At 56.1% G+C, this 24897-nt stretch carries 19 protein-coding genes and 1 riboswitch; of the genes, 9 read left to right on the forward strand and 10 right to left on the reverse strand.

Annotation, left to right across the window (positions count from 1 at the left end; all coding sequences use genetic code 11):
* The 3 genes from gsiA to LH86_RS19370 form a co-directional block, all read right to left on the reverse strand.
* Positions 1-1875, reverse strand: a complete 1875-nt coding sequence (gene gsiA, locus LH86_RS19360; RefSeq protein ID WP_039304843.1) for a glutathione ABC transporter ATP-binding protein GsiA — start codon at positions 1873-1875, stop codon at positions 1-3.
* Positions 1875-2828: a beta-aspartyl-peptidase gene (iaaA, locus tag LH86_RS19365; protein ID WP_039304846.1), complete on the reverse strand. Its 954-nt coding sequence runs from the start codon at positions 2826-2828 to the stop codon at positions 1875-1877. The genes gsiA and iaaA overlap by 1 nt, the downstream gene beginning before the upstream one ends.
* Before the next feature lie 215 nt (positions 2829-3043).
* Positions 3044-4987 carry an autotransporter outer membrane beta-barrel domain-containing protein gene (locus tag LH86_RS19370; RefSeq protein ID WP_419657207.1) on the reverse strand — a complete coding sequence of 648 codons (1944 nt, stop codon included), beginning with the start codon at positions 4985-4987 and terminating at the stop codon, positions 3044-3046.
* 243 nt (positions 4988-5230) lie between these two features.
* On the opposite strand from LH86_RS19370, the gene moeA reads away from it, so the two are divergent.
* Together moeA and moeB are read left to right on the forward strand one after the other, a co-directional pair.
* Positions 5231-6463 (forward strand): molybdopterin molybdotransferase MoeA, encoded by a 1233-nt coding sequence (gene moeA, locus LH86_RS19375; protein WP_039304851.1) that lies wholly within the window; start codon positions 5231-5233, stop codon positions 6461-6463.
* A gap of 1 nt (position 6464) precedes the next feature.
* Positions 6465-7211 carry a molybdopterin-synthase adenylyltransferase MoeB gene (gene moeB, locus LH86_RS19380; protein ID WP_039304854.1) on the forward strand — a complete coding sequence of 249 codons (747 nt, stop codon included), beginning with the start codon at positions 6465-6467 and terminating at the stop codon, positions 7209-7211.
* A gap of 35 nt (positions 7212-7246) precedes the next feature.
* On the opposite strand, the gene LH86_RS19385 is transcribed toward moeB, so the two are convergent.
* Complete coding sequence (locus LH86_RS19385; RefSeq protein ID WP_039304856.1) at positions 7247-8293, reverse strand: magnesium transporter; 1047 nt, start codon at positions 8291-8293, stop codon at positions 7247-7249.
* Positions 8294-8365: 72 nt separating this feature from the next.
* Positions 8366-8538, reverse strand: a riboswitch (M-box (ykoK) riboswitch).
* A gap of 91 nt (positions 8539-8629) precedes the next feature.
* Positions 8630-9700: a LacI family DNA-binding transcriptional regulator gene (locus LH86_RS19390; protein ID WP_039304860.1), complete on the reverse strand. Its 1071-nt coding sequence runs from the start codon at positions 9698-9700 to the stop codon at positions 8630-8632.
* A gap of 295 nt (positions 9701-9995) precedes the next feature.
* Between LH86_RS19390 and LH86_RS19395 the strand changes: the two genes are divergently transcribed.
* Positions 9996-11297 carry an MFS transporter gene (locus LH86_RS19395; protein ID WP_039304862.1) on the forward strand — a complete coding sequence of 434 codons (1302 nt, stop codon included), beginning with the start codon at positions 9996-9998 and terminating at the stop codon, positions 11295-11297.
* Positions 11298-11311: 14 nt separating this feature from the next.
* The gene (locus LH86_RS19400) at positions 11312-13675 is read left to right on the forward strand and encodes a glycoside hydrolase family 31 protein (RefSeq protein ID WP_039304865.1); all 2364 of its coding nucleotides are present in this window, start codon (positions 11312-11314) and stop codon (positions 13673-13675) included.
* 118 nt (positions 13676-13793) lie between these two features.
* Here the strand turns inward: LH86_RS19400 and LH86_RS19405 are convergent, their stop codons facing one another.
* Entirely contained in the window at positions 13794-15389 is a 1596-nt protein-coding gene (locus tag LH86_RS19405; protein WP_039304867.1) for an ABC-F family ATPase, read from the reverse strand.
* A 238-nt stretch (positions 15390-15627) separates the two neighbouring features.
* Here LH86_RS19405 and ldtB point away from each other — a divergent pair, with 238 nt between their 5' ends.
* The 5 genes from ldtB (at position 15628) to sanA (ending at position 19674) form a co-directional block, all read left to right on the forward strand.
* Positions 15628-16542 carry a L,D-transpeptidase gene (ldtB, locus tag LH86_RS19410; RefSeq protein WP_039304872.1) on the forward strand — a complete coding sequence of 305 codons (915 nt, stop codon included), beginning with the start codon at positions 15628-15630 and terminating at the stop codon, positions 16540-16542.
* A gap of 171 nt (positions 16543-16713) precedes the next feature.
* The gene (locus LH86_RS19415) at positions 16714-17115 is read left to right on the forward strand and encodes a CidA/LrgA family protein (protein WP_039304874.1); all 402 of its coding nucleotides are present in this window, start codon (positions 16714-16716) and stop codon (positions 17113-17115) included.
* A complete protein-coding gene (locus LH86_RS19420; RefSeq protein WP_039304877.1) occupies positions 17112-17807 on the forward strand; it encodes a CidB/LrgB family autolysis modulator in 696 nt (231 codons plus the stop codon). Before LH86_RS19415 ends, LH86_RS19420 begins: the two co-directional genes overlap by 4 nt.
* 128 nt (positions 17808-17935) lie before the next feature.
* Positions 17936-18823 carry a cytidine deaminase gene (gene cdd, locus LH86_RS19425; protein WP_039304880.1) on the forward strand — a complete coding sequence of 296 codons (888 nt, stop codon included), beginning with the start codon at positions 17936-17938 and terminating at the stop codon, positions 18821-18823.
* Positions 18824-18954: 131 nt separating this feature from the next.
* Positions 18955-19674: an outer membrane permeability protein SanA gene (gene sanA, locus LH86_RS19430; protein ID WP_039304883.1), complete on the forward strand. Its 720-nt coding sequence runs from the start codon at positions 18955-18957 to the stop codon at positions 19672-19674.
* 69 nt (positions 19675-19743) lie between these two features.
* Here the strand turns inward: sanA and mglC are convergent, their stop codons facing one another.
* The 4 genes from mglC to galS form a co-directional block, all read right to left on the reverse strand.
* The gene (gene mglC, locus LH86_RS19435; protein WP_008455248.1) at positions 19744-20754 is read right to left on the reverse strand and encodes a galactose/methyl galactoside ABC transporter permease MglC; all 1011 of its coding nucleotides are present in this window, start codon (positions 20752-20754) and stop codon (positions 19744-19746) included.
* A 20-nt stretch (positions 20755-20774) separates the two neighbouring features.
* Positions 20775-22295 carry a galactose/methyl galactoside ABC transporter ATP-binding protein MglA gene (mglA, locus tag LH86_RS19440; protein WP_039304887.1) on the reverse strand — a complete coding sequence of 507 codons (1521 nt, stop codon included), beginning with the start codon at positions 22293-22295 and terminating at the stop codon, positions 20775-20777.
* A gap of 202 nt (positions 22296-22497) precedes the next feature.
* Positions 22498-23493, reverse strand: coding sequence for a galactose/glucose ABC transporter substrate-binding protein MglB (gene mglB / locus LH86_RS19445; RefSeq protein WP_039304889.1), 996 nt, complete (start codon positions 23491-23493; stop codon positions 22498-22500).
* A 283-nt stretch (positions 23494-23776) separates the two neighbouring features.
* Positions 23777-24832: an HTH-type transcriptional regulator GalS gene (galS, locus tag LH86_RS19450; RefSeq protein WP_039304892.1), complete on the reverse strand. Its 1056-nt coding sequence runs from the start codon at positions 24830-24832 to the stop codon at positions 23777-23779.
* Positions 24833-24897: the final 65 nt, after the last annotated feature.

Below are 24897 nucleotides of genomic sequence, written 5' to 3' on the forward strand. Positions count from 1 at the left end.
TTATAGGCGATTTTCACTGCTACCGATGGGGTGACGGGCAACAAAATGCCCCGGCCCCACCGCAACCAGCGGTGCTACGTGCGGTTCATCCCCCAGGCTGCGCGTGGCGCTGGGGATCTCATCAGACACTAAAACAGGCTTGCGTCCCTTGCGGGTTGGGTCAGCTACCGGTACCGCCGCCATAAGTTTACGGGTGTACGGATGCTGCGGGTTTTCAAACACGGCGCGGCGTGGGCCAATTTCAACAATCTGGCCCAGATACATTACCGCCACGCGATGGCTGATGCGTTCCACGACGGCCATGTCATGAGAAATAAACAGAAAAGCGATGCCAAATTCGCGCTGCAGGTCGAGCAGCAGGTTAACAATTTGCGCCCGAATCGACACATCCAGCGCCGAGACGGACTCATCGGCAATCACCACCTTCGGGTTCAGCGCCAGCGCGCGGGCAATACAAACCCTCTGCCGCTGGCCGCCGGAGAACTCATGCGGATAGCGCCATGCATGTTCCGGCTGTAATCCTACGCGTTCAAGTAGCCAGGCGACGCGCTGCTGGGCCTCTTCTTTGGGCATGGCCTGGTGCACCAGCAGCGGCTCCATAATGGAGTAGCCGACGGTCTGACGCGGATCCAGCGAGGCATACGGATCCTGAAAAATAAACTGAATGTCTTTGCGAACGTGCTGCAGCTCGCCGTTAGGCAAATTATCAATACGCTGGCCGTTAAAGGTGATGGTGCCGCCCTGAGTTTCCACCAGCCGCAGCAGCGAGCGCCCGGTGGTCGATTTACCACAGCCGGACTCGCCCACCAGCGCCAGCGTTTCGCCCGGCAGTAAATCAAAACTCACCTTTTCAACAGCGTGCACCTGGCGCGTCACCCGGTTGAATATTCCGCTACGCAACGGGAACCGGGTCACCAGATCCCGCACTTCCAGCACCGGCTTCGCGCCGTGGGGAATAGTGTCCTGCTCGGTTTCAGGCTCTTGTCGATTCGGTTGACCAGGGGCTATCAGCGGGAATTTGCGCGGTAAATCGCTGCCATTCATGGCGCCCAGGCGCGGAACCGCGGCCAGCAAAGCCTGAGTGTAGGCATGCTGTGGGTTCTGGAATATTTGCTCCACGGTGCCGGTTTCGACCGCTTCTCCCCGGTACATCACCAACACCCGGTCAGCGATGTCGGCCACCACGCCCATATCGTGGGTGATAAAAATGACGCCCATCTGCATTTCATCCTGCAGAACACGAATAAGCTGCAGAATTTGTGCCTGGATAGTCACGTCGAGGGCGGTCGTTGGCTCATCGGCGATCAATACTGCCGGGCGGCAAGAGAGCGCCATGGCAATCATCACTCGCTGGCGCATCCCCCCGGAAAGCTGGTGCGGATAGCGGTTCAGGATGGCCTGTGCTTCAGGAATACGCACGCGTTCCAGCATACGCTTCGCTTCCGCCAGCGCCGCACGGCCATCCAGCTTTTGGTGTAACCGGATGGATTCCGCGATTTGTTCGCCCACGGTGAACACCGGATTAAGCGAGGTCATCGGCTCCTGGAAAATCATCGCTACATCCGCCCCACGCACGCGACGCATCTGGGCGTTACTCAGTTCGGGCAGGTTCAGCACCTCTTTATTACGCCGACGCAGCAGCAGCTTGTCGCAGCTAACCTGTCCGCCGCCCTGCTCCAGCAGGCGCATCAGCGCCATTGCCGTGACCGACTTACCGGAACCTGATTCGCCCACGATAGCCAGCGTTTCGCCCCGGTTAAGGGTCAACGACAGGTGACGCACCGCGTCGGTGACCTGCTCCTGTTGGCGGAAGCGAATATTGAGGTCGCTAACGGCAAGCACCTGCTCGTCCGGTAGCTCATGACTGTGCGGCATTAACTCTCCTGGTCACGATAAATTCCTACATTCGGGGCGTCGCCAACAAAGCCAAAGCCACGGTACATTCCTTCGCTGTTAAACGGCAGCGCGACGTTCCCCTGATTGTCGATGGCAATCATGCCGCCGCTGCCGCCCAGCGCGGGCAGTTTCTCCATCACCACGCGGTCAACGGCCTGCTGCAGGCTTAGCCCGGAATACTCCATCAGGGCAGCAATGTCGTAGGCCGCCAGCGTGCGGATAAAAACTTCGCCCGTGCCGGTGCAGGACACGGCCACGTTGGCATTATTGGCATAGCAGCCCGCGCCAACTAAGGGCGAATCCCCTACCCGGCCCGGCAGTTTATTGGTCATTCCGCCGGTGGACGTTGCCGCCGCCAGATTACCGAATTTATCCAGCGCCACTGCGCCTACCGTGCCAAATTTTTTATCGGCATCAATTGGCTCAGCCGCGTCATGGTCCAGCAGCGTCTGTTGGCTTTCACGGGCGCGCAGCAGTTGCTGATAGCGTTCTTCGGTGGAAAAAAGCGTGGCCTCTACCGGCTCAAGCCCATTCTGCACGGCAAAACGCTCCGCCCCTTCGCCAATCATTAGCACGTGCGGGCTGTTTTCGAGCACCAGCCTTGCCGCCAGAATCGGGTTGCGAATATGGCTCACACCCGCCACCGCCCCGGCATTCAGGCTGTTGCCGTCCATCACGCAGGCGTCCAGCTCATGTGTACCAGTGCTGGTGAACACCGAGCCTATCCCGGCGTTGAACAGCGGGCACTCTTCCAGCAAGCGCACCGCCTCGGTCACCGCGTCCAGCGCGCTGCCGCCGCGTTCAAGGATCTGCTGCCCGGCTTCAACAATGCCGGAGAGCGCGCTAATAAATTGCAGCTCTTTTTCTGGCGTCAGATGGGCGCGGGTCAGGGCTCCGGCCCCGCCATGAATAGCGATAACGGCTTTAGTCATTCGGCATTGCCTGTTGAAAGTGGTATCCGGCAGCGTTTTTTCTATAAATATCAGAATCGTTGCCAAACATTGATACGATTTTTGAATATAGAAAGACGTAAAAGTGTTGTAAAGAAAATTGACTTTACTCAGTGAATCCCGGCCCGCCCCGGAAGAGAGAGAAAATGGCGACTTATGAAACTAAAGTCGCCATTTTTTAGGGTAATAACATAATCTTAGAACTTCGCGCTGATCCCCACGCTGTAACTCGTCTGGTTCCCGTCGCTTAAGCCTGCCGTCTGTGCCACCGCCGCGAATGCGGACACGGTATTCGAAAGTGGCATATCTGCCCCGATGGCAATATCGGCCCAGTTTTTATCCAGCTGTTCGCCGCTACGGCTGAAGGTCAGCGCCGTGGATTTTAGGCCGCCGTTCGCCCGGTAGCTGTCATCGCCGAACTGATGGCGATAGCTTGCCTGCGCCCAGGGATTAATGACGCCCAGCTTCGTGTCCACGCGCCAGCCCGCGCTGCCGATTTGCGAATGGCCGTTCTGGTCGCCAAAGCGCATAGCCGTGCTGCTGCTGCCGTTTTCGCTGTAGCCATTCACGTGGCTGTAATCCCAGGCGTATTGCAGCACCGGCCCCGTAGTCAGCCAGGTCGTGACGGGGATATCGTAGCCAGCCGTTAATCTCGCGCCGTACAGCCTGCCGTCGGTGTCGCCTTTTTCCGTGCGGGTTAGCTGCCCCAGCGTGATATCGCGCTGAATATTGGTGAAGTCGGCGGAAAGATAATGCACGTCACCGTTCAGCCAGGCCTGGCCCGCGCGAAGCTGGCCAAAGAGTGCCGCCTGAAAACCTCGGGTGTCGTAGCGGTAGCCGTCATCCGGGCGCTGATTGTCCAGCGAACCGGCGATCAGCCCGCCCAGCACCACGTTTTCGTTCAGCTGATAGTCGAGACCGACGGTCAGGTTGTTGGTGTTGCCTTTGCCGTCACCGGTTTCGCTATTGCCGCTGTAACGCTGATACGCCCCGCTGTAACCGCCAAACACGCCCAGTGAACCTGCGGCGTTATCGCCCTGGCGCAGCTGCTGATAGCGGCTATCAAGCGTTGCCCGGCTGCCGCGCACCATCGCCTGCGTGCCCTGGCTCAGGCGGGTGACCTGCACCGGGGCGACGATAATCGACTCAATGTACTGGGCTATGATGGTGTGAACCTGCGGACTCGGGTGGAAATGATCGGCAAACAGATAATCCTGAGCGCCGTTAAATCCAGGCGTGGAGCTGGTGCAATCTGTCGCCGCCACGCCCGGAGGACAGGCCATCCCGGCGGTGTTTGTCAGGCCGAATGCCTGAGGATTGGCCAGAATCTCCTGGAAGACGCCGTTGATGTCCGCCCGGGCGATATTTCCCCCATGCTGCAGCAAGGCCTGATCCTCAGCGCTGTTGTAGAACATGGTGAGCAAAGCGGCCTGCTGCACGGCCTGATCGTAGGCGGCTATCAGCTGTGCGGCCACGCCCTGCTGAACGAGTGGATTGGAACTGACGACGGAAGCCGCCGCCTGCAGCGCCTGATGAATCGCCTGCTGACGGCTCGCCAGGTCAGGCGTTTGCGCCGCATCCAGAGAAGCATAGGCAGCCTGAATAGCAGGCGTAGCCGCCGCCCCAAGCCCGGCGCTGAGAACTAATTCCATTAGCGTTGGCGTCGCGCCAATATTCGGGACGTTCGGCACCACCACCAGCCCGGCACCCGCATCAAGCAAAGCCCCCACCTGCGCGGCGGCGTTGGCGGCGCTGTTGGCGGCTATTCCCTGCGCCAGCGCAGGCTGAGTGGCCGCGGCGGCAAGGTCGTTGCCACCGATCCAGTGAATGTATAAGCCGTTGCCGTCCGCCCGACCGCCGGTTTGGTTTAGATAGCGCTGAACCTGGCTTTGCGTATTATCGGCAGGATTAAGCGCGGGCACAGCGGTGCCTCCGCCTGCGGCATAGTTGCTCCCACCTTCGCGGGAGGGCGTCAGCGTCAGGCCATAATGGGCGGCGAGCTGTTCGTCATAGAGTTTGTTCTGGCTGCTGTTCCAGGTCCAGCGTCCGTTGTTGCCGGTATCGCTGAGGCTGTCGCCAAAAACGGTGAGGGAATCAAAGGCAAATGCGGAGGAGGTGAAACCCACCGCGGCGGTCAGCATACTGAATTTAAATGCTTTTTGTTTGCTTATCATCAGTTCTTCCTTGCAAGGTTTTTTATTAGCCACAATGACTATAGTCAATAGCAATTGACGCGCTGCCCGAGCGTAAAGAAGAAACGTGACAACGTGATGTAACGCATGTCCGACCACTGATGAAAGGTTTTTGCTGATCCCAGACATGCCGTCCGGCGGCATTTTCTGCCATACTAAGGCCTTATTTTGCCCCTGCTCCAGGAGTCATGAATGGAATTTACCGCCGGGCTGATCCCGCTTGAAACCGCGCTTGAACAGATGTTGTCCCGTATTCATCCGCTGTCTGAAACAGAAACCCTGCCGCTGCTGCTGGCCACGGGCCGCGTCACGGCGGCCCCGGTGGTCTCACCGCTGGATGTCCCCGGTTTCGATAACTCAGCGATGGACGGCTACGCGGTGCGGCTGGCGGATATCAAAGCCGGGGGCGCGCTGCCCGTCGCCGGTAAAGCCTTCGCCGGACAACCATTCAGCGGCGAATGGCCTGTGGGTACCTGCGTGCGCATCATGACCGGTGCGCCGATCCCTGCCGGAGCCGAAGCCGTAGTGATGCAGGAAGAGACGGAAGTGACCGAAAGCGGCGTGCGTTTTAACGCCGTCGTGAAGAACGGGCAGAACATTCGCCGCCGTGGCGAGGATATTCATCAGGGCGCCAGCGTGCTCGCTGCAGGCGTGAAGCTGACCGCTGCCGAACTGCCGCTGATTGCCTCTCTGGGCATCCCGGAAGTGAAGGTCTACCGCAAAGTACGTGCGGCAGTGTTCTCCACCGGGGACGAACTTCAGCTTCCGGGCCAGCCTCTGGCCGAAGGCCAAATCTACGATACCAACCGCCTGGCGGTACACATCATGCTGGAACAGCTGGGCTGCGAAGTGATTGACCTCGGCATCGTTCGCGATGACCAGGCCGCCCTTCGCGCGGTGTTTGAAGAAGCCGACAGCCGCGCGGACGTCGTCATCAGCAGCGGTGGTGTTTCGGTAGGCGAAGCCGATTACACGAAACAAATCCTCGAAGAGCTGGGCGAAGTCGGCTTCTGGAAGCTGGCGATTAAACCGGGCAAACCGTTTGCCTTTGGGCGCCTGAAAAACAGCTGGTTCTGCGGTCTGCCGGGCAACCCGGTTTCTGCCGCCCTGACCTTCTACCAGCTAGTGCAGCCGCTGCTGGCGAAGCTAAGTGGGCAAATCGCCAGTCCTCTGCCGCCGCGCATGCGCGTTCGCACCGTCGGCAAGCTGAAGAAATCCCCAGGTCGACTCGACTTCCAGCGCGGCATTTTGCGCCGCAATGAGCAAGGCGACCTGGAAGTGTTAAGCACCGGGCATCAGGGATCGCATATTTTCAGCTCCTTCAGCCAGGCCAACTGTTTTGTGGTACTGGAGCGAGAGCGCGGCAACGTCGAAGCCGGGGAATGGGTTGAGGTCGAGCCGTTTAATCCGCTGTTCGGAGGCTGAAATGGTCGAGCTTAGCGATGAGGAAATGCTGCGCTACAACCGCCAGATTGTGCTACGCGGCTTTGACTTTGAGGGCCAGGAAAAGCTGAAGGCTTCGCGAGCTCTCATCGTCGGGCTGGGCGGGCTGGGCTGCGCGGCGGCACAGTATCTGGCGGCCGCGGGCGTGGGCCAGCTCACGCTGCTCGATTTCGATACCGTTTCGCTCTCAAATCTCCAGCGGCAAACGCTGCACAGCGATGCCGCGATTGGCAAACCGAAGGTGGATTCCGCGCGGGATTCACTGGCGGCAATTAATCCGCATATCCAAATTGACACCGTCAATGCGCTGCTCGAATACCCTCAGCTTTCCGGGTTGATCGCCCGCCACGATGTGGTGCTGGACTGCACCGATAACGTGGCTATTCGCAACCAGCTCAACCGCGGTTGCCATCAGCATAAGATCCCGCTGGTGTCCGGGGCGGCCATTCGCATGGAAGGCCAGGTCAGCGTCTTCACGTATCAGGATAATGAGCCCTGCTACCGCTGCCTGAGCCGTCTGTTTGGCGAAAGTACGCTGAGCTGCGTGGAGGCAGGCGTTATGGCCCCGCTGGTGGGAATTATCGGCTCGCTGGAAGCCATGGAGGCAATCAAGCTGTTGGCAAACTACGGCACCCCAGCGCGAGGGAAAATCGTGCTTTACGATGCGATGACCTGTCAGTTCAGAGAGATGAAGCTGGCGCGTAACCCGCAGTGTGAAGTGTGCGGGTAGAAACGAGAACGGGGATATCATTATCCCCGTTATTTTTAGACCGCCAGATCGGTGAGCATCACCTTGGCGATTTCGAAGTAAATCAGCAGCCCGGTTCCGTCGATTAAGGTCGTGATAAACGGCGCAGATACCACGGCTGGATCAATATTCACCTTACGCAGCAGCATCGGAATAATTGAAGAAACAATCGCGCTCCAGACGGTGATGGCGATGAGCGTCAGGCTGACCACCATCATCACTTCCATACCCACGCCCAGCATCCACGCCCGTATAAACCCGGCGGTACCAATCGTTAAGGCAATCAGCACCGAGGCCGAGATCTCCTTACGCAGAATAGCGCCCAAATCCTTTAGCCCAACTTCGCCGAGCGCCATCGCCCTGACCAGCGTCGAGGTAATTTGTGTGCCAGTGTTCCCGCCGGTGCCGATCAGCAACGGGATAAAGAACGCCAGCGCAATCGCCGCTTCAAGCTGATCTTCAAACGATTTAATCACCGAGCTGGTGTAAGCCTCGGCCACAAACAGCAGCAGCAGCCAGACCGATCTTTTGCGCCACAGCGTAAAAACGCTGCTTTGCAGATAAGGCGTTTCCAGCGGCGACGACGCGCCCTGCAGCTGGCTGTCCAGCGTGTTTTCGTCCTCAAGTAGCTGAGCGATTTCCTGCGGGCCCAGCACGCCTTTCAGCTTGCCGTAGCTCAGCACCGGAATGTAGTTAGAAGCCGACTTTTTGATATCCACGCAGGCTTCATGGCGCGTTTTTTCCGGCGTTAATGAGAATGCCACGGGCCGCATCAGGTCACTGAGCAGCGCCTCTTTGTCGGCCTGCAGCAGCGATTTTACCGGCACGAGGCCAAACAGATGAGCATCGTCGTCCACCACAAATATCTGCGACGGGATCTGCTCATTTTTAATGCCCGAACAGAACAACGCCTGCGCATCCTGCACCGAAGTGCCCGGCGGTAAAGCGATGTAATCCTGGCTCAGGTAAGCCAGTACGGTATTTTGTGAGTCTGAGGATGGCAGTTTAACGGACACGGCCAGTGAAGCGCGGGAGTGCGCTGAGGTATTAGTCGAAAATGTCATGATTTTTCCCCGGTTACTGTTTTAAAAATAAACAGTCCTCATCCTGGGGCGAAGCAAGATATGAGAGTGCTGACGCTATCTCCATGTCTCGGTTTTAGCACTGTACAACGTATCCCCAAAAGCGGGGGAAGTTACCTGGGGTTATACCTTCGCTCGATATAACCTGTCCTAATCTTGGGCGTCTCTCGACGTCGTCAGATCAGCAACCTATGTTTGTACAGGAGCCTCGCCTAACGAGATACTGCAAGTCTTCCGCGGCCTATAGTAGGGATTTAAACTTCAGGCGCAAGGCAAAGAGCCTGCGCTGTTTAGGGTTTATTTATGCTTTTTTTCTGCTCAGTCGTAGAGTTTATCGCTGGTCACCGCCGGCCTGCCTTGCCCCGCACCCACTCGCCGCACTGACGCCTGCACCTTCAGCGTGCCGCCCAACAGAATATTCACCACCGGCGCTTCCGGGCGCATCAGGCGCTGCTGCAGCAGCTGAACCGCCTCCTCACCCAGCTCGTCTCTGGGAACATGAACCGAGGTTAAAGCCACATCATGAATTTCGGCCAGGTTAAAGCCGTCGATGCTCATCACCGACATATCCTGCGGCACGCGCAGCCCTGCTTTTTGCAGAGCGCTGACGGCTCCCGCGGCCATGAAATCGCCCCCGACTAACAGCGCGCTCGGCCAGGCCGGCCGCGGCGTAGCCGCCAGATAGTCGCTGATTAAGGCCTCGCTCTCTTTGGCACCGAAGCTTTGGGCGACCAGCAGATGCCGGGTTTCATCAAACGACAGATTACGGCAGTCCCACGCATCCCGAATCCCGGCGAGGCGCAGCTCCATGGTGTAGCGACGCAGGCACATTAGCGTTAGCACGCCTTTATGTCCCATGTCGAACAGATAATTTGCGGCAAAGCGGCCCGTCATCAGGTGATCCGGCGTGACGCCAGAAAGACGCATTTTGCGATCCTGGCAGTTGATCAGCACGCAGGGCTTGCCCAGATCCGCCGCCAGATCGTGGATGTGCGTATCATCAATCCCCAACAGAATGGCCGCTTCGGTTTCCGGCTCGTTCATCTTACTGAGAAACAATCCGGTATCGCTGTCATTCTCTTCCAGTGTGCAGAAGCGCAGCCTGGCGTCGTGAGGCACCAGCGCCTTGCCGATGCCCTGCATCACTCGGTAGTAGAAGACATCCAGCCGCTCATCAAACGCCCGACGGGGCGCAAAAACCACCAGGCTGTTGACCAATAATCTGCCCGCCGCAATACCCTGCAATACCCCCTTCGCTTTGGCGCAGGCCAGTACCCGCTGGCGGGCCGACTCGCTGGTATTCCCCTTGCCCGCCAGCACGCGGGAAACGGTGCTTATCGACAGCCCCGTTTGCGCGGCAATTTCGGTGATTTTTAGCGTTTTACTCATTTTGTGATCGACGCCCGTTTGTGAAATGAAAAAATTTTCATGACTGCCAATACGCCATAGTGCCGGAGGTTTAGCGTTATTTCTTCGCGTCGGATCGAGGTAGTGAAAATATTTGCAAAAATTGCGCTATTGGTTGGCTGATAACTCAATTACGCTCCGTTTTGTTGACCGATAAGGTTCTCATTGAAAACACAAACAAAATTAAATACATAAAAATCAAATAATTAAATTACATCCATCGCCAAAGATAGTGGCATACCAATTCTACTAATTACCCTACAAGGTGGAGTGAACTATGAGTCATGGCATCGACCAACCGATAACCGCCGCTAAGGCAGGACGCGTTTTCCGGCATTTGCGCTGGTGGGTTCTGGTTCTGTTCTTACTTGGCGTCACCGTGAATTACATCACGCGTAATGCGCTGGGGATCCTGGCGCCTGAGCTGAAAACCTCCCTCGGCATTACAACCGAACAGTATTCCTGGATAGTCGGTGCTTTTCAGCTGGCCTATACCCTGTTCCAGCCTATCTGCGGCTGGCTGATAGACGTGATTGGCCTGAAGATCGGTTTTCTGATCTGCGCCAGCATCTGGGCGGTGATGTGCATGCTGCATGCCGGAGCCGGGAGCTGGTTACAGCTGGCTCTTTTGCGCTTCATGATGGGCGGTGCGGAGGCTGCAGCCACGCCCGCCAACGCCAAAACGCTGGGTGAATGGTTCCCGAAAAAAGAACGCCCGATTGCCGCAGGCTGGGCCGGAGTGGGCTTTTCCATCGGCGCGATGCTGGCTCCGCCGATTATCTATTTTGCCCACAGTTTTTTTGGCTGGCAGGGGGCCTTTATGTTCAGCGGAGCGCTGGCGCTGGGGTGGGTTGTACTGTGGTGGCTGTTTTACCACAACCCGGAACAGCACCCGAACCTGAGCAAGGAAGAGCTGGCGTTTATCAAACAGGACAACGAGCCGCCCGCCGTGAAACTGCCCTTCTTTACTGCCCTGAAAACCGTCTCCAAAAACAAACGTTTCTACGGTATCGCCATTCCGGCCTTTATGGCAGAACCCGCCTGGGCAGTCCTGAGCTTCTGGGTTCCGCTTTACCTGGCCAACGAGCGCGGCATGGATCTCAAACAGATTGCTATGTTCGCCTGGCTGCCGTTCCTGGCCGCCGATATCGGCAGCATTGCCAGCGGCTATCTGACCAAAGTTTACGTCCGTATTTTTGGCTGTTCGCGCACCAACTCCGTGGTGGCGAGCTCGGTGACCGGCGCGTTCCTGATGCTTTCTCTGGCGCTGGTCGCCGTCACCAAAGATCCCTGGATTGCCATCCTGCTTATCTCCATCGGCGGCTTCGGGCACCAGATTATCTCCTGCATGCTCAGCGCGCTGGTGGTGGACTCGTTTGATAAAGGCCAGATGGCCACCGTCAACGGAATGCGCGGCTCCGCGGCGTGGATTGCCAGCTTTATCTTCTCTCTGATCATCGGCGTCACCGCCGACAAGATTGGCTTCAACCCGCTGTTTATCGCCATGGGCTTTTTTGATCTGATCGGCGCGGTGTTCCTGGTGGCGTTTATCGCCGAACGCCGCGCAAAACGCACCTGAATGGATGGTCTCTCATGAAAACACTTAAGAACTGGACTCTCGTAAAACAAGATGACAGCCAGGTTATCCTGACCCTCGACGGCAAGCATTCGCTACACCTGTATGTGCTGGAAGAGAAGCTGTTTCGCGTGCTGATTAAGCGCCACCAGGGCCTGGCGCTGGACCGCACCTGGAGCATCGCCCCGCAGCAGGATGTTCCGTGGGAGGGGCGCGACCGCGAAAGCCTCTCCGGGTTTACCCTGCCCGGCTTCACGCTGGAACAGAAATCGGATGCTCTCCTCATCAGTACCGAAAGCCTGCGCGTGACAGTGCATCAGCCGCTTTACCTGGAGTGGGAATACAAATCCGAACAGGGCGAATGGCTGCCTCTCGCCTGCGATCGCCCCACCAGCGCCTACCAGCTTAACGCTCACGGTGATGGCGTGGCCCACTATCAGCGGCGCTTTGCCGGGGAGCGCTTTTACGGCCTGGGTGAAAAAGCCGGGCCGCTTAACCGCACCGGCAGACGCTACGAGATGCGTAACCTGGACGCAATGGGCTATAACGCGGTGTCGACCGACCCGCTTTACAAGCATATTCCCTTCACTATTACGCGCCGGGAAGACGTCAGCTTTGGCCTGTTCTATGACAACCTGAGCAGCTGCTGGCTGGATCTGGGCAACGAGATCGACAACTATCATCTGGCCTATCGCCGCTGGCAGGCGGAAGCCGGCGACCTGGACTATTACCTGTTTCTCGGCCCGCGCGTGCTGGACGTCACCAAAGCCTTTGTGCGCCTGACCGGGAAAACCTTCTTCGGGCCCAAATGGAGCCTCGGTTACAGCGGCTCAACGATGCATTACACCGACGCGCCGGACGCCCAAAATCAGCTGATGAACTTTATCCGGCTGGGCCAGCAGCACGCGATTCCGTGCGACTCTTTCCAGCTGTCGTCGGGCTATACCTCGATCAATAACAAACGCTACGTGTTTAACTGGAATTATGAAAAAGTGCCGCAGCCGAAGGTGATGAGCCAGGCGTTTATGGCGGCCGGGATCCGCCTTGCGGCTAACATCAAGCCTTGTCTACTGCAGGATCACCCACGCTATGAGGAGGTTGCCAAAGGCGGATTGTTTATCAAAGATTCGGAATCTGATACGCCGGAACGCTCCAGCTTCTGGGACGATGAAGGCTCTCATCTGGACTTCACCAACCCGGCCACGGTGAAGTGGTGGCAGGCTGGTGTCACCACACAGCTGTTGGAAATGGGCATTGGCTCCACCTGGAACGACAACAACGAATACGAAGTGTGGGACGGGGAAGCGCGGTGCCACGGCTTTGGCCAACCGATAGCCATCAAACATATTCGCCCGGTCATGCCGCTGCTGATGATGCGCGCTTCGATGGAGGCTCAGCAGAAATTTTCCCCGGAGAAACGCCCGTATCTGATTTCCCGTTCCGGCTGCGCCGGGATGCAGCGCTACGTCCAGACGTGGAGCGGCGACAACCGCACCAGCTGGGATACGCTGCGTTACAACACCCGCATGGGCGTCGGCATGAGCCTGTCCGGCCTGTTCAACGTCGGGCATGACGTCGGCGGTTTTTCAGGTGACAAGCCAGACGCCGAGCTTTTCGTGCGCTGGGTTCAGAACGGCGTGATGCACCCACGCTTTACCATCCATTCATGGAATGATGACCACACCGTAAACGAACCGTGGATGTATCCGGCGGTGACTCCGGCCATTCGCAGCGCCATTGAGCTGCGCTATCGCCTGCTGCCCTATTTCTACACGCTGCTGTGGCAGGCGCATGCGGATGATGAACCGATGCTGCGGCCGACCTTCCTCGATCATGAACACGATGTGAACACATTTGAAGAGTGCGATGAATTCATGCTGGGCAGGGATCTTCTGGTGGCAAGCGTGGTGGAGCCGGGACAGCGCGAACGCGCTTTATGGCTGCCGGCCAATAAACACGGCTGGTACAACTATGACACCGGCCAGTGGTTTAGCGGCGGCCAGACCATCACCCTGCCCGCCCCGCTTGAGCGTCTGCCGCTGCTGGTTCGCGCCGGTGCGGCTCTGCCTCACAGCGAACGTATCAGCTACGTTTCTCCGCAGGACGATACCGTTCGTGAGCTGAAAATTTACCCGCTACAGGGCGCCGGGGTTTCCCAGGGCATGTTGTTTGAGGATGATGGTGAATCCTGGGGTTATAAAGAAGGCAACGCGCTGTGGCTTAGCTGGGAAATAACCTGCTCAGCCAACGAGATTAACGTGGTCTTTAGCCGTAAGGGGGATTATTTGCCCGCGTGGCGCGAGATTAAGCTGTCTTTGCCTGAGGGAGAAAAGCGTCGATTGCTGGTGAACGGCGTGGAATGCGAGGTGTGGGGGCTGTAGTTCCCCTCACCCCGGCCCTCTCCCCAGAGGGGCGAGGGAGAAAACCACGGGAGGTAGATTCCTCGATCTGTCCCCTCTCCCTTTAAGGGAGAGGGTTAAGGTGAGGGTAAAAGTAAAATTACCCGTCGATCCCTTTGCTGCGCAGGTAATCTTCGTAACCACCGGTGAAGTCAATCACGCGCTCTGGGGTAATTTCCAGTACGCGAGTTGCCAGCGAACTAACAAACTCACGGTCGTGGGAAACGAAGATCAGCGTGCCCTGGTACATCTCCAGCGCCATGTTCAGCGACTCGATGGATTCCATATCCAGGTGGTTCGTTGGTTCATCCATGATCAGGATGTTTGGTTTTTCCATCATCAGCTTGCCGAACAGCATGCGGCCCTTCTCGCCCCCGGAGAGGACTTTAGCCGGCTTCTTGATGTCGTCCTGGCTGAACAGCAGACGACCCAGGATGCTGCGCACCGCCTGCTCGTCATCGCCTTCCTGCTTCCACTGGCTCATCCAGTCAAAGACGGTCAGATCGTTTTCGAACTCGTATTCGTGATCCTGGGCGTAGTAACCAATCTGAGCGTTCTCAGACCACTTCACGCTGCCGTTTTCCGGGGCCAGCTCGCCGACCAGGGTTTTCAGCATCGTGGATTTACCCACGCCGTTGGCACCCAGAATGGCAATCTTCTCGCCTACTTCCAGCAGCAGGTTGAAGTTTTTAAACAGCGGGCCATTCTCAAACCCTTTAGTCACGGCTTCAACTTCAAGAGCGTTACGGAACAGTTTCTTATCCTGCTCGAAGCGGATGAACGGGTTCTGGCGGCTGGAGGCCTTCACTTCGTCCAGCTTGATTTTATCAATCTGACGGGCACGAGAGGTCGCCTGGCGAGATTTAGAGGCGTTGGCGCTAAAGCGGCTCACGAAGGATTGCAGGTCAGCAATCTGCGCTTTCTTCTTCGCGTTGTCCGCCAGCAGGCGCTCGCGAGCCTGAGTTGCCGCCGTCATGTACTCGTCGTAGTTGCCCGGATAAACGCGCAGCTCGCCGTAGTCGAGATCAGCCATGTGGGTGCAGACCATGTTCAGGAAGTGACGGTCGTGCGAAATGATGATCATGGTGCTGTCGCGTTCGTTCAGCGTCTGCTCCAGCCAGCGGATGGTGTCGATATCCAGGTTGTTCGTAGGTTCGTCGAGCAGCAGGATGTCCGGGTTAGAGAACAGCGCCTGCGCCAGCAGCACACGCAGTTTCCAGCCGGGAGCGACTTCGCTCATCGGGCCGTAGTGCTGCTCCAGCGGAATGCCCACGCCAAGCAGCAATTCGCCCGCACGCGCTTCTGCGGTGTAGCCGTCCATCTCGCCGTATTTCACTTCGAGGTCGGCAACTTTGTAACCGTCTTCTTCGCTCATCTCCGGCAGGGCATAAATGCGGTCGCGTTCCTGCTTCACTTCCCACAGCTCGCCGTGGCCCATGATAACGGTGTCGAGTACGGTGAATTTCTCGAAGGCGAACTGATCCTGGCGCAGCTTACCGATACGCTCGTTAGGGTCGAGAGAAACGTTGCCAAGCGTAGGCTCTAAGTCCCCGCCGAGGATTTTCATGAACGTGGATTTGCCGCTTCCGTTCGCGCCGATCAGGCCATAACGGTTGCCGCCGCCAAATTTAACGGAAATATTTTCGAACAGCGGTTTGCTGCCAAACTGCATGGTAACGTTGCTGGATACAAGCACTGGTATGTCCTGGAGAAATAAGTTGTCGAGATTTTGGAATGTGATTTCGGCCACATTATGCCATAACTATGATAAAGGGTCGCCCCGCATCTTCACCGTACAATAGTTAATCAGTGTGAAAAAATTGTGATTTCATCCACATCTGATTTCCCAGATGAATGTAATGCACATATAATGCGCGGCTGAATCGTCCATGAACACTCACTAGCTGGCCCGTCTGGCATAACACTCGCATAACATGACTATGAAATTACGCTCGCTTTTACTGGCTTTTGTGGCTGTCGCGTCTTTCTCTGCTTCCGCCGTGACTTATCCGTTACCGACTAACGGCAGCCGCCTGGTTGGTGAAAACCAGGTTATCACTATTCCTGAAGGCAGCACCGCACCGCTGGAAGAGTATGCCGCACAGTACCAGATGGGTCTGTCTAACATGCTGGAAGCTAACCCAGGGATTGACCCGTACCTGCCAAAAGCCGGTACCATTCTGAACATCCCTCAGCAGCTGATCCTGCCGGACACCGTGCATGAAGGGATTGTGATCAACAGCGCCGAAATGCGCCTCTACTATTACCCGAAAGGCACCAACACCGTGATCGTGCTGCCAATCGGTATCGGCCAGTTGGGGAAAGATACCCCGATCAACTGGACCACCAAAGTAGAGCGTAAGAAAAATGGCCCAACCTGGACCCCGACGGCGAAAATGCATGCGGAATACGCCGCAGCCGGTACACCGCTGCCGGCCGTTGTCCCTGCAGGCCCGGATAACCCAATGGGCCTGTACGCGCTGTACATCGGTAACCTGTATGCGATTCACGGCACCAACGCCAACTTTGGTATCGGCCTGCGCGTAAGCCACGGCTGCGTGCGTCTGCGTAACGAAGACATCAAGTTCCTGTTCGACAACGTGCCAGTTGGCACCCGCGTTCAGTTTATTGATGAGCCGGTAAAAGCCACCACCGAGCCGGATGGCAGCCGTTATATCGAAGTTCACAACCCGCTTTCCACCACCGAAGCGCAGTTCAACTCCGATGAAATCGTGCCGATTAAACTGACCAGCAGCGTTCAGCAGGTCACCGCCCAGTCCGACGTTGACACCACCGTTGTTGACCAGGCGATTCAGAACCGTTCCGGGATGCCGGTTCGTCTGAACTAAGCTCAAGTTGATTAAAAAATAGCGGCCTGCGGGCCGCTTTTTTATTGCCTGAAATCTGCCCGGCAACCTTCACGCAGGGAATGTTTGTTATGCTGATAATTCATGATGTGATGGATAGCACAATTTTGCGTTTAATTGTATGATGAATGCGTTTCTTAAAGGGTAACCGCCATGCGCAACTCGTTCACGATAATCTGGCAGTATCTTCGCGCTTTTGTCTTAATTTACCTGTGCTTATACGCCGGTATTTTTGTCGCCTCTTTACTGCCTATCGTCATTCCCGGCAGCATTATCGGCATGCTGATTTTGTTTGTGCTGCTGTCGCTGCAGATCCTGCCGGCGAAGTGGGTAAAACCCAGCTGTCACCTGCTGATTCGCTATATGGCCCTCTTGTTCGTACCTATTGGCGTGGGCGTGATGCAGTATTACGACGTGCTGAAAGCCCAGTTTGGCCCGGTGGTGGTGTCCTGTTTGATCAGTACGCTGGTGGTGCTGATTATCGTGAGCTGGAGTTCGCATCTGGTGCACGGCGAAAGAAAAGTGATTGGTGAAGGTGAGGCAGAGAAAAAATGATGCACTTTATATGGTGGTCTTTACCGTTAACGCTGCTGGTGTTTTTTGCCGCCCGCAAGCTGGCCGCCCGGTTGAAATCCCCGCTGCTGAACCCACTGCTGGTCTGCATGGTGGTGATCATTCCTTTGCTGCTGGTGACCGGCATTCCTTACGACCATTATTTTAAAGGCAGTGAGGTGCTCAACGACCTGCTGCAGCCGGCAGTTGTGGCGCTCGCCTTCCCGCTTTATGAGCAAATTCACCAGATCCGCGCCCGCTGGAAATCCATCATCACCATCTGCTTTATTGGCAGCATGGTGGCGATGTCCACCGGCACCTCTATTGCGTTATTAATGGGCGCGTCCCCGGAAATTGCCGCCTCGGTTCTGCCGAAATCTGTTACCACGCCAATTGCGATGGCGGTGGGCGGTGGCATTGGCGGCATTCCGGCTATTAGCGCCGTCTGCGTTATCTTCGTCGGCATTCTTGGGGCCGTGTTTGGCCACACGCTGCTGAACATGATGCGCATCAATACTAAAGCTTCACGCGGGCTGGCGATGGGTACAGCTTCACACGCGTTGGGTACGGCGCGCTGCGCGGAGCTGGACTTCCAGGAAGGGGCTTTTAGCTCGCTGGCGCTGGTGATTTGCGGGGTCATGACGTCACTTATCGCCCCGTTTTTATTCCCGGTGCTGCTGAAGCTCTTCGGCTAAAACTTGCGAGAGATCGCGCATTTTCAGATTTGTTTTCATAAGTTGCATAAACAATTAGAACTAGATCACATATTTAGCCTATACAGATCCGTAAACTACGTTTCCGTTACCTTTGATGAGGCTTTAACATGCGTTCACGTTTTGATGCCGCCGTTGTGCAACTCCCCGCCGCACTGCAAACCGCTTTGCAACCCCTGCTTGCCGACGGCCACTTCCCGGCGATGTTTACCGCAGCCGAAGTTGAAGCACTAAAACATCAAACCGGGCTGGGTGACGAAGACCTGGCTTTCGCTCTGCTGCCGCTGGCCGCAGCCTGCGCCCGGGCAGACCTCTCTCATTTCAATGTGGGAGCCGTCGCGCGAGGCGTCAGCGGGAATCTCTATTTTGGTGGCAACATGGAGTTTCTGGGTGCCACCATGCAGCAAACCGTGCACGCCGAACAAAGCGCCATTACTCACGCGTGGATGCGCGGCGAAAAAGGCCTGGTTGATATCACCGTCAACTACACTCCCTGTGGCCACTGCCGTCAGTTTATGAATGAACTGAACAGCGGCACCGCGCTGCGTATTCATCTGCCTGGCCGCAAGCCTTCCACTCTGGGTGAGTATCTGCCGGATGCCTTTGGCCCGCGCGACCTGGACATCAAAACGCTGCTGCTGGATGAAGAAAACCACGGTTTTGCGCTGAAAGGGGATTCCCTGACCCAGGCTGCAATTACCGCGGCTAACCGCAGCCACGCGCCTTACAGCCAGGCCCCGGCTGGCGTGGCGCTGGAAATGGTCGACGGAAAAATCTTCACCGGATGCTATGCGGAAAACGCCGCGTTCAACCCTTCCCTGCCACCGCTGCAGGCCGCACTGAATCTGCTTTCTCTGAATGGTTACGACTATCCGCAGATTAAACGCGCCGTGCTGGCAGAAAAATTCGATGCGCCGCTGCTGCAGTGGGATGCCACCTCCGCCACGCTGAAAGCGCTGGGCTGTGAAGACGTAGAACGCGTTAATATTGCTCAATAATTCTCCGTTGCGGGTGTACCCACACTCGCATTGTTGAAATTTGCCCCAACTGACCCCGCGTTTCTTGCTCTTGAGGGCCGGGTAAAGTAGCCTTGGATGAAATTTCACCCCGCGAATGAGTCTGCAAGTTCATGTTGAAGCGCGTGTTTTACAGCCTGCTTATTGTTATCGGCTTAACGCTGGCGGCTGCGCTCGGGCTCGACCGCTGGATCAGCTGGAAAACCGCCCCCTACGTCTACGATGAACTGCAGGATCTGCCCTATCGCCAGGTGGGTGTGGTGCTCGGTACCGCTAAGTATTACCGCACCGGCGTCATCAATCAGTATTACCTGTACCGTATTCAGGGCGCGCTGAACGCCTATAACAGCGGCAAGGTGAACTACCTGCTGCTGAGCGGCGATAACGCGCAGCAAAGCTACAACGAGCCAATGACCATGCGCAAAGACCTGATCGCCGGCGGCGTTGATCCGGCGGATATCGTTCTGGATTACGCAGGCTTCCGCACGCTGGACTCGATTGTTCGCACCCGTAAAGTCTTTGATACCAACGATTTCATCATTATCACCCAGCGCTTCCACTGCGAGCGTGCGCTGTTTATCGCCCTGCATATGGGGATTCAGGCGCATTGCTACGCGGTACCTTCCCCGAAAAATATGCTTACCGTGCGTACCCGTGAATTTGCCGCTCGACTGGGCGCATTAGCCGATCTCTACCTCTTCAAGCGCGAGCCGCGTTTCCTCGGCCCATTAGTCCCGATTCCGTCGCAGCAGGAAGTACCGGAAGACGCGCAGGCCTACCCGGCCGTTACGCCGGAGCAGCTGTTAGAGATACAGAGAAAAGAGAAGAAGTGATACAGCGTTATTGCTGAGCAAAAAAAAGCCCGCACATTACCTGGCGGGCTTTTTTGCAAACTGCAGTAATTATTTCTTACGCGCGTACTTCAGGGAGTCCAGCGCTACGGCGAAGATGATGATGCCGCCCTTGATGATGTACTGCCAGTAAGGGTTCACGCCGATGTAGGTCAGGCCGTAGTTAATCACCGTAAAGATGATCACCCCGGTGACCACGCCGACGACGGTACCTACCCCGCCGCTGAACGACACGCCGCCAACCACGCACGCCGCAATCGCATCCAGCTCGTACATAAAGCCGAGGTTGTTGGTGGCCGAGCCGATACGACCCGCTTCCAGCATCCCGCCAAAGGCATAGAACACGCCGGACAGGGCATAAATCATGATCAGGTTCAGCGCCACGTTAACGCCGGACACTTTCGCCGCTTCCGGGTTGCCGCCGATGGCGAAGATGTTTTTCCCGAAGCGGGTTTTGTTCCACAGCACCCACACGAACAGCACCGCAAACAGGGCGTAGAACGTAATGTACGACAGCCGGAAGCTGCCCAGCGCGATAAAGCCCTGCGTAAAGGTGGAGAAGTGGGAGTCAAACCCGGAAATCGGCGACGCGCCTACAAAGTCGTAATACAGGGAGTTAATCCCGTAGACGATGATCATGGTGCCCAGAGTGGTAATAAACGGCGTCACGTTCAGATAAGCGATAATAATCCCGTTCACCAGGCCAATCACCGCGCCCACGGCGCAGACAATCAGCAGCACCAGAGGAATCGGCATGGTGTGCATGTCCGGGAACACCTTGTTGACGTTATCCATCGACTGCAGCAGCGTGGCCGCCACAACCGCCGCCAGCCCGACCTGACGCCCGGCGGACAGATCCGTCCCCTGGGTAACAATCAGCCCGGCCACGCCCAGCGCGATGATAATACGCACCGAGGACTGGGTCAGGATGTTACTCAGGTTAAGCAGGCTTAAAAACGTCGGATCCTGGAAAATAATGATCGCCAGCAGCACCAGCAGCACCACGTAGATGCCACCCTCTTTTAGATAAGTTAGAAAACTCTTCTTATTTAACGCACTCATTTTTAATAGCCCCTAAATCATCACAGGTGCACAGACGCAAGACGGAGGATTTCGTTCTGCGTTGTTGTTTTGGTGTCTACAATTCCGGCCACGAGCCCGTTGCTCATCACCAGAATACGGTCTGTAATCCCTAACAATTCCGGCATCTCGGACGAAATGATAATGATCCCTTTCCCTTTTTTGGCCAGTTCAGCAATCAGCTGGTAAATCTCAAACTTGGCGCCAACGTCAATGCCGCGCGTCGGTTCATCCAGCATCAGAATTTCTGGCTGAGTCAGCAGCCAGCGGCCGATGATCACCTTCTGCTGGTTACCGCCGGACAGCGAGCCGATGGAGGTGCGGTGCCCCGGCGTTTTCACACGCATGGAGTCGATAACCCACTGGGTATCGCTTTTCATGCGGGTGTTATCCAGCAGGCCGACTTTGTTTTTGTAGTTTCGAATATTGGAAATGAGTGAGTTAAAGCCGATATCCAGGTAAGCATAGATCCCGGTCGAGCGTCGCTCTTCGGTTACCAGCGCAAAGCCGTGATTGATCGCTTCGTTCGCGCTGCTGTTATTAATATTTTTGCCATGCAGCTTAATGGTCCCGCCAGATTTCTCGCGGATACCAAACAGTGTTTCTACAATGTCGGTACGCTTCGCGCCGACGAGGCCCGCAATGCCGAGAATTTCCCCTTTGTGCAAATCAAAAGAGATATCGCGAATTGACGGCTGCCGTAGCGAGGTCAGGTTTCGAACTTCAAGAATAACTTCGCCCGGTACGTTGGATTTATCCGGGAAACGCTGGTTCAGGGAACGGCCCACCATCATGGCGATGATTTTGTCCATATCCAACCCTTCCAGCGGCTGGGTGGCAATCCACTGCCCGTCGCGCAAAATCGTAATTTCATCGCACAGCTGGAATATTTCTTCCATTTTATGGGAGATATAAACAATCCCGCAGCCGCGATCTTTTAATTTGCGAATAATTTTAAAGAGATGATTAACTTCTTTTTCCGTCAGCGAGGACGTAGGCTCGTCCATAATAACGATTTTGGCGTTATAGGAAAAAGCCTTGGCAATTTCAATCATCTGCATTTGAGAAACGGACAGCGTACCGACGCGGGCTCGCGGGTCGATATCAATATCCAGCTCATCAAATATCTCTTTGGTGTCACGGTACATTTTATCCTGATCGACAAACACGCCTTTGGTCGGGTAGCGCCCAAGCCACATGTTGTCCATCACGGTGCGCTGAAGAACCAGGTTAAGCTCCTGATGCACCATAGAAATACCGTTTTCCAGCGCCTCTTTCGTGCTGCTGAAATTCACCTCTTTTCCCTGAAAAAGGATACTGCCGGAATCTTTGCTGTAGATCCCAAAAAGGCATTTCAATAATGTCGATTTGCCCGCACCGTTTTCACCCATCAGGGCATGAATAGAGTGTGGTCGTACTTTTAAATTAACATTATCCAGTGCCTTAACGCCGGGGAAGGATTTATTAATGCCGGTCATTTCCAGCAAAAATTCCGTCGGCGTAGCTGAGTTATTGTCGACCATAATTATACCTGTGTCGCTGAGTAACCTGCCTAAAGCCGGGCGCAGGTATCTGCGCCCGTGTACAACTAAAAACGTAATACTCTAAATAATTCGAGTTGCGGGCAGGCAACAAGCTCGAGAATCCCCAGGCGCTTACACCAAGTAAGCAACTGGGGTGAGCGAGTGCAGTTAACGCCCCTGCGGCTCGAAGTATGACGAGTATTTATTTGCCGATGAACTGTGCGAGGTTGTCTTTATCCACGCCTACGTATGGTACGCGTACGATTTTGTTCTCAATCTTCCAGTTGGTGCCTTCGGCGGCTGGCTTACCGTCGGCCAGGTTTTTCGCCAGGTCGAAGGTCGCTTTAGCCTGGTTGTTGGCATCGTTCAGCACGGTCCCGGCCATCGCACCGGATTTCACCAGCGCCAGGGCTTCTGGCAGGGCATCGACGCCAAACACTGGAATAGAGGTTTTGTTGTGTGCTTTCAGCGCTTCTACCGCACCCATTGCCATCGCATCGTTGTTGGCGATAACCACTTCGATTTTGTTAGCGTTCGGGCCAGAGAGCCAGGCGTCCATTTTGTCTTTAGCCTGAGCGGTATCCCACATCGCGGTATCCAGCTGCAGCTGCTGAGTTTTCAGACCTTTGTCATTCAGCTCTTTGATAACGTAGGTGGTACGCGCTTCGGCATCCGGGTGGCCCGGCTCGCCTTTCAGCAGTACGAACTGAATCTGGCCATCTTTGTTCAGGTCCCAGGCCGGGTTAGCCGCCCAGTGTTTAGCAATCAGGTCGCCCTGGATGATACCGGACTCTTTGGAGTCGGTGCCGACGTAGTAAGCTTTGTCGTAGCTATCCAGCGCCTTGCGGGAAGGCTCTTTGTTGAAGAACACCACCGGCACGTTTTGCGCACGCGCTTTTTCGATAACGGTGCCCGCTGCGGCCGGGTCAACCAGGTTGATGGCCAGCGCTTTCACGCCTTTTGCCAGCAGAACATCGATCTGGTCGTTCTGTTTGGACTGGTCGTTCTGGGAGTCGTTCATCAGCAGCTGTACATCAGGTGACGCTTTCGCATCTTTCTCGATAGCTTTACGAACCACTGACATGAAGTTGTCGTCGTATTTATAAATTGTCACACCAATACGGTCAGCGGCGTTCGCTGCGGCACCAAACAGCATGCAGGACATCACGGCGGACAGAGTCAAAACCTTCTTATTCATGGTATCTCCGGTTTTTATTTTGCAGGGTAGTTCGCGTTCGAAACCAGGCAGGACAGTAATGTTATTAAAAGGTTACTGAATGCCGAAGTTATCCTAAAAAATGTGCACTTCCGTGTTCGGTAACAATCCAATACTGCGTTTTTATGAGCGCTTATGGCCTTATCACGATGCTAAAAGTGAGAAGTCACCGTTACATAGTGTTTCAGCTGATAAAACGCTGACATAATAGTCAGCGCAATGTTAATTAACTGTGAATTTACTCACAGATTGAAACCGGTTACATCTAACTCTTTGACAGCGGAGTGATCGACACCACATTTTGCTTTATCGCCACCGAATGGCGGCGGACTAAAGTCGGCATAAAACAGTGCGTTACATCACGATCCAGCTGGCCTGCTGCGCCCTGTAACGCCAGTTCTGTCGCTAAGCGCGCCATAGACACCACCGGATAGCGCACGGTCGTTAGCTGCGGGTCGGTGTAACGGGCAATGGGAATATCGTCGAAGCCGATGATGGATACATGATGCGGCACGGCAATGCCGTTGTCTTTCAGCGCCGTTAGCGCGCCAGCGGCCATGCTGTCGTTATAGGAAAAGACCGCGCTAAGCTGCAGGTTGCGCCCAAGCAGCTCAACCATCGCCGCTTCTCCGCCCTGCATATCCGGCGTGCCCATTCCGACCCAGCCCTCCGGTGGCACGATCCCCTGCTCCGCCAGCGCCTGCAGCCAGCCCTGATGCCGCTGATCGTTATCTTCAATCTCATGGCTGGACGCCAGATAACCGATGCGCGAATGCCCCTGGTTCAGCAGCATCCGCGTGGCCATCACCGCGCCGCTGACGTTATCGAGGCAAACGCAGCGGTGAGCGTAGCCGGGCACCAGGCGGTTGATCAGCACCATGCCGGGGACCTGCTCCAGAAAAGTAGCCAGTTCCTCGTCGCTCAGCGCCTTAGCGTGAACAATCAGGGCGCTGCAGCGCTGGCGAATCAGCACCTCAATGGCATGGCGCTCTTTGTCTTCCTGGTGGTAACTGTTGCCGATCAGCAAATACTTATTGTGCTGCTGGGCAACCACATCCACGGCTTTGACCAGCGCCCCGAAGAAGGGATCGGACACATCCATTACCACCACGCCAATGGTGTCGCTCACCTGAGTGGCCAGCGCCTGCGCATTGGCGTTTGGACGGTAACCCAGCTCAGCAACCGCCTGCATGACGTTTTCGCGCGTTTCCGGGCTGACCAGCGCGCTGTTATTTAATACTCGGGATACTGTCGCTACTGAAACCCCGGCGATACGGGCAACGTCACGAATGGTAATCGGCGTTGGGGGAGTCGGTCTCATAGGTGCACCCTGTTTTAGGCAAGGTGGCTATTTTGCGGGGAGTGAGGGGAGATGTGGCGTGAAGT

Origin of the sequence: Cedecea neteri (assembly GCF_000758325.1) — a bacterium.
GTDB classification, from domain to species: Bacteria; Pseudomonadota; Gammaproteobacteria; order Enterobacterales; family Enterobacteriaceae; genus Cedecea; species Cedecea neteri_B.

Coding starts and splice junctions, on each gene's coding strand:
- gsiA (WP_039304843.1), bottom strand. CDS start 1,875: ATGCCGCACAGTCATGAGCTACCGGACGAGCAGGTGCTTGCCGTTAGC.
- iaaA (WP_039304846.1), bottom strand. CDS start 2,828: ATGACTAAAGCCGTTATCGCTATTCATGGCGGGGCCGGAGCCCTGACC.
- LH86_RS19370 (WP_419657207.1), bottom strand. CDS start 4,987: ATGCTGACCGCCGCGGTGGGTTTCACCTCCTCCGCATTTGCCTTTGAT.
- moeA (WP_039304851.1), top strand. CDS start 5,231: ATGGAATTTACCGCCGGGCTGATCCCGCTTGAAACCGCGCTTGAACAG.
- moeB (WP_039304854.1), top strand. CDS start 6,465: ATGGTCGAGCTTAGCGATGAGGAAATGCTGCGCTACAACCGCCAGATT.
- LH86_RS19385 (WP_039304856.1), bottom strand. CDS start 8,293: ATGACATTTTCGACTAATACCTCAGCGCACTCCCGCGCTTCACTGGCC.
- LH86_RS19390 (WP_039304860.1), bottom strand. CDS start 9,700: ATGAGTAAAACGCTAAAAATCACCGAAATTGCCGCGCAAACGGGGCTG.
- LH86_RS19395 (WP_039304862.1), top strand. CDS start 9,996: ATGAGTCATGGCATCGACCAACCGATAACCGCCGCTAAGGCAGGACGC.
- LH86_RS19400 (WP_039304865.1), top strand. CDS start 11,312: ATGAAAACACTTAAGAACTGGACTCTCGTAAAACAAGATGACAGCCAG.
- ldtB (WP_039304872.1), top strand. CDS start 15,628: ATGACTATGAAATTACGCTCGCTTTTACTGGCTTTTGTGGCTGTCGCG.
- LH86_RS19415 (WP_039304874.1), top strand. CDS start 16,714: ATGCGCAACTCGTTCACGATAATCTGGCAGTATCTTCGCGCTTTTGTC.
- LH86_RS19420 (WP_039304877.1), top strand. CDS start 17,112: ATGATGCACTTTATATGGTGGTCTTTACCGTTAACGCTGCTGGTGTTT.
- cdd (WP_039304880.1), top strand. CDS start 17,936: ATGCGTTCACGTTTTGATGCCGCCGTTGTGCAACTCCCCGCCGCACTG.
- sanA (WP_039304883.1), top strand. CDS start 18,955: ATGTTGAAGCGCGTGTTTTACAGCCTGCTTATTGTTATCGGCTTAACG.
- mglC (WP_008455248.1), bottom strand. CDS start 20,754: ATGAGTGCGTTAAATAAGAAGAGTTTTCTAACTTATCTAAAAGAGGGT.
- mglA (WP_039304887.1), bottom strand. CDS start 22,295: ATGGTCGACAATAACTCAGCTACGCCGACGGAATTTTTGCTGGAAATG.
- mglB (WP_039304889.1), bottom strand. CDS start 23,493: ATGAATAAGAAGGTTTTGACTCTGTCCGCCGTGATGTCCTGCATGCTG.
- galS (WP_039304892.1), bottom strand. CDS start 24,832: ATGAGACCGACTCCCCCAACGCCGATTACCATTCGTGACGTTGCCCGT.